This is a genomic window from Tahibacter amnicola (genome assembly GCF_025398735.1).
Classification (GTDB): domain Bacteria; phylum Pseudomonadota; class Gammaproteobacteria; order Xanthomonadales; family Rhodanobacteraceae; genus Tahibacter; species Tahibacter amnicola.
This window is the reverse complement of the sequence record NZ_CP104694.1, coordinates 4,459,543-4,471,811: the sequence shown is the minus strand read 5'-3', so window position 1 is coordinate 4,471,811 and position 12,269 is coordinate 4,459,543. Positions and strand designations below refer to the sequence as shown.

Here is a 12,269-nt window from a genome sequence, read left to right as displayed (position 1 = left end):
GCTTCAGCGGGGCGGTACGACCCGCAGTTCGCGCGTGGAGCCGGCCCAGCGGGTGGCATAGGCCAGAGCCTCGGTTTCCCGCATACCAATACCGAACAAGCCGCCCTGGAGCACATCGCAGCCGATGTCCTGCAGGAAACGGCGCTGCGCCGCGGTTTCCACGCCTTCGGCGGCCACCACCAGGCCCAGGTTGTGGCCCAGCCCGACGATGGCGCGGACGATGGTTGCATCGCTGGCGTCGGTCAGCACATCGCGCACGAAGCTCATGTCGATCTTGAGCTTGGTTACTGGCAGCCGCTTGAGGTATCCGAGCGATGCATGGCCGGTGCCGAAATCATCGATGACGATACCCACCCCCAGCTCGCGGACGCGCTGCAGCGTGGCGGCCGCCATCTTGATGTTGTCCACAATGGCGGTTTCGGTAATTTCCAGCTCGAGGTTCTGGGGCGGTAGCCCGGTGGCTTCCAGGACACTGGCGATGCGCGCGTCCAGATGGCCGTGACGCAGTTGCGCACCCGATACATTGACGGCAATGCGCAGGTTGTCGCGCACCGTCAGGCGCCAGGCGACCGCCTTGGCGCAGGCGTGCCGCAGCACCCAGTCGCCGATCACCTGGATCGCTCCGTTTTCTTCCGCCAGGCGGATGAAGCTGCCGGGCCGCAGCAGTCCGTACTCCGGATGGCGCCAGCGCAGCAGGGCTTCCAGCGCCGTTACCTGACCGTCTCCCGCCGAGACCAGCGGTTCGAAAACCAGTTCCAGCTCGTCGATGACTTCGCGCCGGCGCAGGTCGAGGCTCAAGCGCTGGCGGGTCGAGGTTTCGTCGTCCCGGATGGCGTCGTAGAAGCCCACGCTGTCCGTGCCTTCGCGCTTGGCCATTTCAAGTCCCGCTTCCGCGCTCTGCAGCAACATCTCGGCAGACGACGCGTCGTCCGGGTAAAGCGCCGCGCCGACCCATGCGGTCAGCACGAAGTGACCGTGGCCCAGCGACATCGGCAGCGCCAGATCGTCCAGCACGCGATTGGCGAGGGCTCGCACCGTGTCGCGCGTGACACCCTCGTGCACCAGCATGGCAAATTTGTCGTCGACCAGCCGCGCCACGAACAGGCTGCCGCGACAGAATGATTCCAGGCGCCGCGCCACTTCCCGCAGCACCGCGTCACCCAGCGCACTGCCGTGGGACTGGTTCAGGTCGCGGAAGGCCCGCAGGTCGAGCATCAGCAGGGCGAGGGATTCACCGCGTGTCGGAGCGGTCGCGATCGCATGTGTCAGACGGGTCATGAACAGCTGGCGATTGGCCAGGCCCGTCAGGTCATCGAACTGTTGCAGGTAGCTGGCGCGCGCCTCGGCCTCGGCGCGGCGTGCCAGGCTTTCCCGGATGGCGTCGAACAGGCCGTTGATGGTGCGCGCCACGTGGCCCAGTTCGTCGCGCTGGTGGCGCGGTGACACCGGCACCGCCGCGGATTCGGGATTGGCGACCGAAACACGCCCGAGTGCCGACGCCAGCTGCATCAGCGGCGCGGTCAGGAAACGATAGATCACGGCCAGCAGTACCAGACCGACCAGGGCGGACCAGAGCAGCGCCGTGCCGGCGGTGATCAGCGATCGTTCGAGGAAAATTCGGCCGGCGACATAGGTATCGATGTCCATGCGCATTTCACCCAGCGGCTCACCACCGCGCGGGTTCGGCAGGGATTCGAGATAGCTGCGCTGCGGATCGAAGAGCAGGTCGGTGACTACGCGCCAGCGGCTGGTTACCGGGCTGCCGTCGCGCTTGGCCAGGACCATGTCCGGCTTCATCACGATCGTGCTGGCGTAGACACCCGGATAGACGCTCAGGCCATCCAGCACCTGGGCGGCGAGGTCGTTGTCAATCTCGTAGACGGCCTCGGCGGCCGCGTGCTGCAGTGCACGCATGGCCTGGCGGGCCGAACGGTCGAGTTCGGCATTCTGCGTGTGCGCATCGAGCGCGATCTGGATCAGGGCGAGCGCCAGGCCGATCAGTACCGTCCAAAGCAGCACGATGCGCGTCAGGCGCATGCTCAGGCGGTCACGTCGTAGTGGTTGATCCGACTCCACGCGGCGTCCCAGGTCGGCTTTGCCACAGTGTAACCGAGGGGGCTGCCCGGGTGGCATCCGGTTTCCCCTGGCAGAAAGGTTTACGGCAGCCCTGGTGAGTCCTCTGCGGACGGGAGCATGGCGCCCCCGTCCGCCAGGGAGTGGCATCGTTATGGACAAGCCAGCCCGTTGATCTGGGTCAGGCGGGTCAGGGTCATGTTTCCGCTGGGCGTGAAGGCCGGATCGGTCGACGTCCAGTCGACGCGGCCGCTGGTGCAGCTGGTGAATGTGAAGGTCAGGGTGCCCCAGGGCAGGGTGGTCACGTTGGCCGGGTTGAAGTTCGGCGGGAAGCGCCCGCCGCCCAGGCGATTGGCCTGCATGACGACGCGATTGCCTTCGATGGTGCCGGCAGCGGAAATCCAGGCCGGTGCACCGTTGTTGTCGAAGGTGAACCAGAACGCCGTCATGACAGTCGGTGTCACCATTTCGAACTGGAAGCCGTGTCCGTTCTGGTTGGGGTCGTACCAGTTGCCGGAGATGCCCGGCGGAATGGTGAAGGTATTGCCGCCGCCTTCGACCACGATCCGGCCGGCCATGCCGACACCGGGGCTGCCGTGCACTTCGCAGAAGTAGCCCTTGGTGCCGGCGGTATTGAAGGTCACCGTGGCCGACCAGGCGTTGGAACTGGGCGCGCCACTGCCGCCCGCGCCGTCACAGCCGGCGGCGCAGCGGAATGAGTTGTCGTCCGCGACGACGTTGTGGAAGCCGCCGGCGTTGGTGAACGTCACCGTGTCGCCGGCCTGGACCGTGAGATTGGCCGGGCTGAAAGTCAGTCCCGGACCGACGCGGACGGCATGATTGGCAGCCGTGGCGCAGGCCGAAGCCGTGAGCAGGGCAATGCCGGCAAGGATTCGGCGAATAAGCGGGTTCATGAGGTTCCTCCGTGGGGTATCCGTTGGGGTGCTACGGACGGTGAGTGCCGGGTGCGGGCCGAATGGTTGCTGGGCGAGTGTGCCCGGTCTGGCAGCAAATTGGGTAAAGCTGGAAATGGCGTGCCTGTGCTCGCCGCAAGGGCTGGGGGCGCGGGCCAGCGCGTCGCCGACCACCCGGACTTGTGCTGCAAAGTACACATTCGCTACGCACTATGTAGCCCGGGCGAACCCGCAGGGTTCACCCGGGGTGAATCTGCGTCGACATTCGTAATGTGCCGCGCAGAGCCGCCGGCAGGGGGCGATGCAACCGCTACCTACTCGATATCAAATGACTGCAGATCGACCGGTACATTCACGGTGATGGATCCGAACATGCCTTCGCCGGGCGCTCCGTGTGCTTCACAGTAGTAGCCAACGGTGCCCGGCGCGTTGAAGGTGACGGTGGCGGTCCAGGCGTCGGAGCTGAGGTTGCCGTTGCCGCCCGCACCGTCGCAGCCCGCAGCGCAGCGGAAGCTGGTGACAGCGCCGGGATCGGATTGGACATTGTGGAAACCGCCCGCGTTAAAGAAAGTGACCGTATCGCCCGCGGCGATGCTCAACGTCGGTGGATCGAAGACCTGGCCGCCGGCACCGCCGACCTGGATCGTGTGATTGGCGGCGAAGCCAGACATTGGCAGGAGCAGGGCGGCGCCGGCGAGCCAATTGCGAGACGAACGAATGAGCATGGAATCCTCGTTTTCAGGGGGGATGACTTGGCGGCGCACCCGCGCCGCCGCTTTAGGTCACTGCGCGTACGGCAGCCAGTCGGAGACGGCGCGGATGTCCTCGTCACTCAGCGACCTGGCAACACCGCTCATGACCTGTTCGCTACTGGTAAAGCGGCGCTTGCCGTCGCGGAACTCGGTCAGTCGCTGGGTGAGATAGGCAGGCTGCTGGCCTTGCAGGCGTGGATACACGGCGTACTGTGGCTCGCCGGCGATATCGATGCCCTCGCCGTGGTCGCCATGGCAGGCCTGGCACGGCGGAATACCGCGCTCGGCGGCGCCGTCGCGAAACAAGGTCGCGCCGGTAGATGGCTTCGGCGCGGCTGTCGGCGCCACTGACTTGCTGCTGGCAAAGTAGGCGGCGAGATCGCGCATGTCGGCATCCGACAATGGGCTGACCAGCGCCGTCATAGGCGATTCCTGCCGGCCTTCGCGCTTGAACTGCACCAGTTTCCAGTACAGGTATCCGACCTTCTGGCCGGCGAGTTTCGGAAACGTAGGAATCACGGCGTTGCCGCCAGGACCGTGGCAGGCACCGCAGGTGGCCGCGAGCGTTTCCCCGCGCGCAGCGTCGCCCTGCACGGGCTTGACCGCGCGCAGGTCCAGGAAATCGTCGGCGACGCACGCCGTGGCCGAAACCATCAGCAGCAGGCCCATCGGCCATCGAAAAACACGGTGCACGGGCATTCTCATCGGCGTCCCCTTACCAGACGTACTCGGCGGTGACGCCGAACCAGTTGACGCCATAGCTTTCCGGCCCGCCGTCGGTGTAGACGCGGCGGCCGAAAATGCGATCCAGACCGAATCCGCTGTAGTGCCAGTCCTGGATCCGCGCGCGTTCGTAAGTGTCGAACACCCGTACCGTGAAGTCGCTGGCCACCGGAAACGTGACGCCGATCGACAGTGAATTTCGCTGGTACGTCATCGCCGGAAACTGATTGCCCGGCACACGCGTTCCGTCGGGGAAATAGGCCAGGGCTGCGGCGGTCTCGAAGCGATAGGAAGTCACGCCGCGCGACTGCATCCAGTTCCATCCGGCATCCAGATGTACGCCGCGCCACTGTGTCCGGAACGTGGCGCCGGCATGCCGGTTGCGTTGCTGGTCGCGTGACCACCAGCGGCCGGCTTCCGGGTAGGTGGGTCCACCGAGCGTCGGATCGGAGCCGATATCCTGGTCGTTGATGTTGGCGATATCCAGGCGCGAGCGATCATGACCCGCGTGCACCGACAGCGTCGTCGATGCAATGGGCTGCCATTCCCACTGGAGCGTGATGCCTTGGGTTCGATAACCCTGGCGTCCGATGCTCGCGTCGTAGTCCTGGTCATCGTGGCGGACCGACAGATTCACGGTCGAGCGTGCGCCCGTGGCCAGCGTCACCATGACATCCGCCTTGCGCTGCTGACGATCGGACAGGTCGTACATGCGCATCGCGTCGACGGTCAATGCGGGAATACCGGTATCCGGCACGACAAACCCGGGCAGGCTGGTCGAATAGCCATAGGCGTGCGGCGCGTAGTCGTAGGCGCCGCCGGAGCGGTCGCCGATGCTGAGGTTGGCGCGCAGGGTGAGGCCGTCCAGCGTGCGGTTGATCCAGGTCAGTTTTCCGCGCACGTCATCCAGGTCGCGCCGTTCGCGATGGGTGAACGCATCGTGCTGCGCCGTCACGGTGGCACCGAGCGTGTTTCGACCCGGCAGGTACCAGTCGGCACCGATCGTGGCTTCGGTGGTTTCCTGGTCCAGTGGAATGCTGCGGATGCGTGTCACGACCGAGGCGGCCGTGAGCGGATCCCAGAACCCGGCCTGCCCCGGCAGGATGCTGCCCTGGGCGCCGTTTTCCGCGATGTAGCCGAACTGTCCCGTCAGGGGGTTGAAGGCAAGGTATTCACCACGGTAGTCCTGGCGGTGGAAACGCCATTCGCCATACACATTCCAGCTGTCGGAAGGGCGCAGCGCAATGCGTCCGTTGACGGTGGACGTGTCGATCTGCAGTCCCGCCCGCGGGCGGGACAGCGAAGCGGGCGAATTCCAGTCTGCGCAGTTGTACAGATAGGGATTGTCGGGTCCGGGCTGTCCATTGCCGAGGATGTCGACACCGAATACGCCGGTGCAGTCGACAGGGGCAATCAGCGTGTCATTCTGGTGCATCCGCCCGAGCGCCGTGGTGACAGAGGCTTCGCCGTTCCATGGAAGGCGGCGCGTGAAGGTGGCCGCAATGCGGTGGTGATCGTTGTCCGGCTCGCTGGCGAACTGGCCGCGTTCAATGCCCGGTGATGTGGCTCCGGCCAGGAATGGCGTCAGTGGATACGGCATCTGGAACGTGAATCCGCGGTAGCGGTCGCGATAGAACGAGCCGGCGTAGGAAAACGCCATGCGCCAGTCGTCGCCGGCGAAGCGGAGACCGGCCTGGAGCGCCAGGGTGTCGTCGTCGATCGGCTTGACCGATTCGAGCGCGCCGGCGTTGTCAGGGAAGGCAAATCCGTAATAGAAGGGACCGCCGAAGGGGCGCGCGCCTTTACGGTGCTCGTTGCGCACCTGCGCATACAGGCTCCAGCGTGGTGACAGATAGCTGTTCCACTCCAGCGCCTGCCGTTCGCGCCGTACCCCCAGCGTGATGGCCGGCGTGGCGGATGACACTGCCTCGACCTGACCGACACTGCTTGCTGCAGCGGGCAGGATTTCCGGCAAGGTCAGTGCGCTGGTTCCCACCCCGTTCCAGATCGGACGCGCAGTGTGGCTGAGCAGGTTGGGGCGGCGTTCGAGGATGGCCTTGACCTTGAAACTGCCGGCGCGACCGAATAGCGCCTGCAGATAGGCGTCGTCTTCTCCCAGCCGGGCGGCATCGGCCTGCAGGTAGGTGGCGTCCAGCGGATCCTGCGCACGCACGGCGACGCGACCAACGACGCCGTCGTCCCACCCGCGGAACCGGCCCCATTGGGCATTGCGTTCGTCGCCAGCCGTGGCGGCGTAGCCGATGGTGACGCTGGCGTGCAGCCAGGGGGCATCCGCGTCGGCAGGCGGTGGGGCGGGGCACTCGTACAACTGCCCGCCGGGACTGCGCCGCTGTCCGGCGTGAAGCCAGCTCGTGCCGCGCGGATCAAGGGCGCCTGGTGCGGATACGCCGCCTGCTTCGCGAGGCCCGTTGCGTAGCCCTGCACCGCTGTCAGCGCAAGCAGTGGCCGCCCAGCCAAGCGAGAACGCCATGAACAGTGGCACGGCGGCGCGACAGGCCCCGCACCGGCCGATGCCCGGCGGGTAGGAGGCAGGCAGCGCGATACGGGATTCCGTGTTCGGCATGTCGGCTCCGGATTACTCGTGAAATTTCGGGCCCGACGGCGCGTTCGAGCCGTGGATCTGCGCATGGCAAGTGACGCAGCCGCGCCCCATCAGTCGTTCGTCCGGATGGGTTCCGGAACCCAGCGACAGTGGCGTCTGCAGGTCATTGGGATGGCCCAGCCCGGAATGACACTGCTGGCACAGCTGGGGCACCGAGGTGACCAGCAGGGCATGTTCGTTGGAACCGTGCGGCGTATGGCAATTGAGACAGTTCTGCCGCACGGGGGCGTGTTCGAACAGGAACGGGCCGCGCTTCTCCGCGTGGCATTCGTAGCAGGTCTCGTTGACGCTGTCGGTCTTGAGCAGCGACTTGCCGGTGGAGCCGTGCGGGTTGTGGCAGTCCACGCAGCTCATCTGTCCTTCGGGCAGTGGCATGTGCGAACGGCGGTCGAACTGGACGCGAACATCCGTGTGGCATTGCGCGCAGGTCTCGTTGACGGACTTCTTCGCCAGAAGTCCCTCGCCGGAGAAGTTCGCCATCGGGTTGTGGCAATCGCTGCAGGTTACGTCATTGCGCTGGTGGACCGACCCGAGCCAATGATCGCGGGCGCCGCCGGAGTGACAGCCGAGGCAGGTTTGCGACTGCAGGGCGATCGGCGTGCCGGACTCGCGCGTAAAGCCGATGATGCTGCCTTTCTGCGTCGGCGCCTTGGCATGCTCGGAACCGGGGCCGTGGCAGGTTTCGCACACCGGAACAGAAGGGTCTGCCTTGGCGGCGGCGTGCAGGCCGAGGGCGTGCAAGGTGTGGGTGAAATGCTCGCTTTCGAGCTGGTGGCAGGCAATGCACGCCTTCTCGCCGATCGGCACGGCCTGGGCCGCGCCGGGATTGCGCGCCACGCGCGCCTGGGCGAAGCCGGCCGGCGCATCGCCGCCCGCGGCGCCGGCAGCAGCCAGCCACGGCCGTGCGTCGGCGGTGAAGGTCTGGGCTGTTACGCCGGGTGTAGCGCAGGCGAAGAGCAGCAGGGTGGAAAGGCGAATCAGTCGTGCGGCAATACGGCGGGTGAGGTCAGCCATCCGTCGAGTGTCCACAGGCAGGGGATCCTTGGGGGACGTTGCGGTCGCCGGGCACCGCCCGCTGCAGCTCGGCCATCGCGGCGCAGACATCGATGGAAGCGCCCGCATCGCGTCGGCTGCGCAGCAACAGCTGGCGCAACTGGGCGGCGTCCAGCCGTGGGTGCAGCGAGAGCAGCAGTGCGGCGGCCCCTGATACGTGAGCCGCAGACAGCGAGCTGCCCGAGGCGTAATCGAAGTGGCCACCCGGTTCGAGGGTGAGGATGTCTTTGCCGGGTGCCGCGAGCACGTCGGGTGCGGCAGGACCGGCCTCGCCGGTATCTACGGCGATCACGCCGTCGATGCCGACCGGAAAGCCGGTCATGTTGCGCGATGGCGGCACCGCGCCGACCACCACCTTGCCATGGTCAATCGCGTAACGGACCAGCTCTTCGAGCAGTGGATCTTTCGGCCCGCCCAGGCTCAGGTTGATGATACGCGCGTCGGAATGGATGGCCGCACCCAGTGCCAGTGCCAATGTGTACGAATTGCAGCGTGCGGCGCTGGCCTGCGAGGCGACCGGCCAGCAGGCACGATAGGAAAACAGCCGTGCTTCGGGCGCGACGCCGACGATTCCAACCTCGTTGTCCGCAACGGCGCTGATCACGCCCGCGACCTCGGTGCCGTGGCGGTCCGTGGCGGCGGGGGATGCCGTCTGCGCCACAAAATCCTTGGAGGCGACGATGCGACCTTCCAGGTCCGGGTGCCGGGGATCCACGCCGGTGTCGATCACGGCGACGGTAACGCCTTTGCCGCGCGCCCAGCGCTGGGCGTCCGCCGCTTCGATCGCCGCGAAGCTGTGCTGCAGGCCAAGGTAGGGATCGTTGTAGCGCGGGCGCACTGCAGCAGAGGCTGGTTCCGTCTGTGGAGACGGGCTGGCGAAGGTTTCGAATTCCTGCAGCGGCTGGACCAGTTTCACGCGCCGGTCCTGGCGCAATGCGGCCACGATGTCGTCGCGCTTTGCCGGATCACCCAGTGCGTAGACCATGCAGCGCAGCCGCAGCGGTTCGATCGTCCAGGCCGACACCTCGCGCAGCTGGAAGTCGGTTGCCAGTCGGGCGGACGCGGATGCCGCGCGCTGGCTTCCTGCGTAGCTGGGCAAGGCGCCGTAGCCTCGCGGAGTCCCCCCGGCGGCCATGGCGGGATCCGGTTTGTCGGCCAGCGCCACCACGATCATCGCTTCTGAGGGTTCACCGGAGGGCCATTGGACCTGCTTTGCCGAGATGCCCGTGGCAGTCAGCAAGAGTCCCACCGCGAGGACGAGGCGACCAGGGCGTCGGGCGGCTGTCACGGCCTGCCTCATCGGATCTGGCTGCCGGCAATGGGTTCAGCCAGCAGCACCTGCGGATGGGCGCGCAGACGCGTCACCACTGCGGCAACGTCGGTTGTTGCGACGGCGCCAGGTGCCGCCGGATCGCGACGGGGGGCCAGGCCATAGATCGCGCTCTCCTCGCTGCTTTCCACAATATGCATTTTTACCTCAGCCAGCAGCGATTGCATCTCGCTGACTGTCATTCCCGGCGCCGGCACGAAACGCACCAGTGCGGCCGATGGCACTGCCGCGCTCGACAAGGTGTGGAATCCGGCGCGGGTGTCGGGGGTGTCGTCACGCTGGACGAGTGCCGTGCCCAGCAATGCCAGGCCCACCGCCTGCACCGCCACCGCCGCAGCCAGGCCCGAGATCCAGCGCCGGCTGCCGCGCGTCACGGTGAGGGCAGGTTCCCCGTTCGCAACCACCGTGTGTGGAGCGGCGGAAGCCGGTTCTGTATCTGCGCTGCCCGCTTCGATGCGGGCGAGCAGACGCTGCAGGGCCGGCTGCGGATCCGGTGCACCGGCCTGCGGTACCTGCATGCCGGCGTGCAGCTGGAACTGCAGCGCGTATTCGTCGCGGCAGTCGGCGCAGTGGCGCAGATGCGCTTCCACGCGCGCCTTTGCGTGGGCGTCGGCGGTGCCGTTGATGACCCAGGGAATCAGTTCCCAGGTTTCCGGATGGGTGAGAGGAGTTTCAACGCTCATGGTGCAGATTCCGGAAAACGGACTGGCACGGCGGTGTCGCCGCCGATGGCCGGAAGGGTGTTACGAAGACGGAGGCGGGCATGGAACATCCTGGCTTTCACGGTGCCCACCGCGCAATTCATGATCGCGGCGATTTCCTCGCAGGATTGGCCGAGGTAATAGGCCAGCTCCAGTGTCATGCGCTGCTCGGGCGGCAGCGTGGCCAGGCCCCGCATGACCCAGTCGCGCAGTTCGCGCTGCTCGGCTTCGGGCGTGTCAGTGCAGCCGCCGTCCATGTCGTCGTCGGTGAATTCGGCGCTCTCGCGCGAGGCCGGCTCGAAGCGCAGGGTTTTGAGCATGCACCGGTAGGCGATGCCGATGATCCAGGTGCCGACCTTGGAGTCGCCCCGGAATTCCGGTGCCTTGCGCCAGACGATCCAGAACACGTCGTTGATGATTTCGTCGAGCAGGTCCCTGCGCGAGGTATGGCGCGTCAGGAAGCGGATCAGGCGGGTGTAGTAGTGCGTGTACAAGCGCTGGAATGCGACGCGGTCGCCATTTGCGACGGCCGTGAGCAGGGCACGCTCCGCGCCGTCGCCGGACGCCTCGTCAGGGCGCTGGGGGTGGCACTGGGCATCAGGTAAGTCCGAAATCGGTTTCATTGCGTCACTGCAGAACCTGTTGTTTCGGGGATGAGTGCCGGTGCCACGCCAAAAGGTTGCGGATCGCCGTGCGGCAGGTCATGGTGGCGCGCCACCCAGGGTGGGGTAGCGGTCTTCTGTTGCGTCAGAACGAACCAGAACATTGAATACCAAAAGGATTGTGATGGATACGGTCGGGTCGGACAGGGTAGGCAGCCAACGCCGGAACGCACGCCTTGCCGGCTCGGGATTGGCCCTGCTGGCCGGATTGTGCGCGCCCGCCACGGCCCAGCAATGGGGCGGCAGTCTCGGAATGGCCACGGACAATGTCCAGCGCGGCCGCAGCCTGAGCAGCGGGCTTCCGGCCTGGCTGGCGGACGCGCACTACAGCGGCGAGCGCTGGCTCTTTGGCCTGGGCGCAACCGCCGAGCGTCCGCCGGGCCAGAAGGCCGGTGTCCAGCTTGCGGCCTATGCGGATCGGCGCTTCCGGCTCGGCGACGACTGGGCGGCAAAGCTTGGCGTGGTGCACTACGAGTCGCCGCGCAACCGTTGGGAGATCTACTCCCACTACGACGAGGCGGTCGCTGCCGTGGGTTACCGTGATCGATGGCGCATGTCCGTGGCGGTATCGCCGAACCAGGCCCTCTACGACATGACCGATTACACCGGTCGTCACGCCGGCAAGGGAAAGCCGCGTGGCTTCTACCGGCGCGGCACCGTGGTATACGCGGAAGCCACCTGGCACCAGCCTCTGTTTGCCGGACTGTCGCTGGAGCTGGGTGCCGGTTACGCGGACGTGCGGCCGCTGCCGGCCCAGGACTACGCCTACGGCAATGCCGGACTGAGCTATGCGCTGGGTGACGTCACGCTGTACACGTCACTGTTGTGGACAAATTCACCGGCAATGGGCACTGTGACCAAGCCGATGGACCGTCGGCAATGGGTGACGACGGTCCTGTGGAGTTTCTGACCGGCCGCGTGCCGCCAGCGCGCGGCGTTGCGGAGACGAGCCGTGATTCGTCACTTGCTGCGACGTCTGCTGCTTGCGCGCCTGCCTTCGCTGGCTGCGCTGGCGATCCAATGGGCCGAACAGCAGGCCGCCGTGATCGCACGCGATGGCAAGCCCCTGACGCAGCGTGGCACGGCAGTGGCCCGGCGCATGGGGGTCCGTGAGCCGGAACGCGTGCGCGTGCTTGTGGTCACCGTCATCCCGGCTCCCGACAGTTGGCGATTGCGCCTGGCGGCGCGGGCGCTGGGGTTTCTCAGGCCATCCACCCTCGGGCTGACGCTGGGCCATGGAATCTTCCTGCGGGAAGGTTATGCGGGGATGCGGCTGCTTTCCCATGAATTGCGGCATGTTCACCAGTACGAGGAGGCCGGATCGATCGCCCGGTTCCTGCCGGTGTATTTGCGCCAGCTGCTGACGTTCGGGTATGAACGTGCTCCGTTGGAAGTCGAGGCCCGCCTGCACGAGGTGCGGGATGGGCCCTACGCGTAG

11 protein-coding genes are annotated in these 12,269 nt (G+C 66.5%); 2 read left to right on the top strand and 9 right to left on the bottom strand.

Annotation, left to right across the window (positions count from 1 at the left end):
• Nucleotides 1–3 precede the first annotated feature (3 nt).
• The 9 genes from N4264_RS17410 to N4264_RS17370 form a co-directional block, all read right to left on the bottom strand.
• Entirely contained in the window at nucleotides 4–2,037 is a 2,034-nt protein-coding gene (locus N4264_RS17410; RefSeq protein ID WP_261693506.1) for a putative bifunctional diguanylate cyclase/phosphodiesterase, read from the bottom strand.
• A 188-nt stretch (nucleotides 2,038–2,225) separates the two neighbouring features.
• Nucleotides 2,226–2,987 carry a cupredoxin domain-containing protein gene (locus tag N4264_RS17405; protein WP_261693505.1) on the bottom strand — a complete coding sequence of 254 codons (762 nt, stop codon included), beginning with the start codon at nucleotides 2,985–2,987 and terminating at the stop codon, nucleotides 2,226–2,228.
• Between the two features lie 314 nt (nucleotides 2,988–3,301).
• On the bottom strand, nucleotides 3,302–3,712 hold the full coding sequence (locus N4264_RS17400) for a plastocyanin/azurin family copper-binding protein (RefSeq protein ID WP_261693504.1): 411 nt from the start codon (nucleotides 3,710–3,712) through the stop codon (nucleotides 3,302–3,304).
• 57 nt (nucleotides 3,713–3,769) lie between these two features.
• The gene (locus N4264_RS17395) at nucleotides 3,770–4,444 is read right to left on the bottom strand and encodes a c-type cytochrome (RefSeq protein WP_261693503.1); all 675 of its coding nucleotides are present in this window, start codon (nucleotides 4,442–4,444) and stop codon (nucleotides 3,770–3,772) included.
• Between the two features lie 10 nt (nucleotides 4,445–4,454).
• Nucleotides 4,455–7,046 (bottom strand): MtrB/PioB family outer membrane beta-barrel protein, encoded by a 2,592-nt coding sequence (locus N4264_RS17390; RefSeq protein WP_261693502.1) that lies wholly within the window; start codon nucleotides 7,044–7,046, stop codon nucleotides 4,455–4,457.
• Between the two features lie 12 nt (nucleotides 7,047–7,058).
• Nucleotides 7,059–8,099, bottom strand: coding sequence for a DmsE family decaheme c-type cytochrome (locus N4264_RS17385; protein ID WP_261693501.1), 1,041 nt, complete (start codon nucleotides 8,097–8,099; stop codon nucleotides 7,059–7,061).
• Nucleotides 8,092–9,426: a S8 family peptidase gene (locus tag N4264_RS17380; protein WP_261693500.1), complete on the bottom strand. Its 1,335-nt coding sequence runs from the start codon at nucleotides 9,424–9,426 to the stop codon at nucleotides 8,092–8,094. The genes N4264_RS17385 and N4264_RS17380 overlap by 8 nt, the downstream gene beginning before the upstream one ends.
• Before the next feature lie 8 nt (nucleotides 9,427–9,434).
• Nucleotides 9,435–10,151 (bottom strand): zf-HC2 domain-containing protein, encoded by a 717-nt coding sequence (locus N4264_RS17375; RefSeq protein ID WP_261693499.1) that lies wholly within the window; start codon nucleotides 10,149–10,151, stop codon nucleotides 9,435–9,437.
• Nucleotides 10,148–10,792: an RNA polymerase sigma factor gene (locus N4264_RS17370; RefSeq protein WP_261693498.1), complete on the bottom strand. Its 645-nt coding sequence runs from the start codon at nucleotides 10,790–10,792 to the stop codon at nucleotides 10,148–10,150. The genes N4264_RS17375 and N4264_RS17370 overlap by 4 nt, the downstream gene beginning before the upstream one ends.
• A 163-nt stretch (nucleotides 10,793–10,955) precedes the next feature.
• Between N4264_RS17370 and N4264_RS17365 the strand changes: the two genes are divergently transcribed.
• Both N4264_RS17365 and N4264_RS17360 read left to right on the top strand, forming a co-directional pair.
• Entirely contained in the window at nucleotides 10,956–11,741 is a 786-nt protein-coding gene (locus tag N4264_RS17365; protein WP_261693497.1) for a hypothetical protein, read from the top strand.
• A gap of 42 nt (nucleotides 11,742–11,783) precedes the next feature.
• Entirely contained in the window at nucleotides 11,784–12,269 is a 486-nt protein-coding gene (locus tag N4264_RS17360) for a DUF4157 domain-containing protein (RefSeq protein ID WP_261693496.1), read from the top strand.

Bases quoted from the DNA above. Each gene is read 5' to 3' on its own strand.
- N4264_RS17385 (WP_261693501.1), bottom strand. From the start codon at position 8,099: ATGGCTGACCTCACCCGCCGTATTGCCGCACGACTGATTCGCCTTTCC.
- N4264_RS17365 (WP_261693497.1), top strand. From the start codon at position 10,956: ATGGATACGGTCGGGTCGGACAGGGTAGGCAGCCAACGCCGGAACGCA.
- N4264_RS17370 (WP_261693498.1), bottom strand. From the start codon at position 10,792: ATGAAACCGATTTCGGACTTACCTGATGCCCAGTGCCACCCCCAGCGC.
- N4264_RS17395 (WP_261693503.1), bottom strand. From the start codon at position 4,444: ATGAGAATGCCCGTGCACCGTGTTTTTCGATGGCCGATGGGCCTGCTG.
- N4264_RS17410 (WP_261693506.1), bottom strand. From the start codon at position 2,037: ATGCGCCTGACGCGCATCGTGCTGCTTTGGACGGTACTGATCGGCCTG.
- N4264_RS17405 (WP_261693505.1), bottom strand. From the start codon at position 2,987: ATGAACCCGCTTATTCGCCGAATCCTTGCCGGCATTGCCCTGCTCACG.
- N4264_RS17390 (WP_261693502.1), bottom strand. From the start codon at position 7,046: ATGCCGAACACGGAATCCCGTATCGCGCTGCCTGCCTCCTACCCGCCG.
- N4264_RS17375 (WP_261693499.1), bottom strand. From the start codon at position 10,151: ATGAGCGTTGAAACTCCTCTCACCCATCCGGAAACCTGGGAACTGATT.
- N4264_RS17400 (WP_261693504.1), bottom strand. From the start codon at position 3,712: ATGCTCATTCGTTCGTCTCGCAATTGGCTCGCCGGCGCCGCCCTGCTC.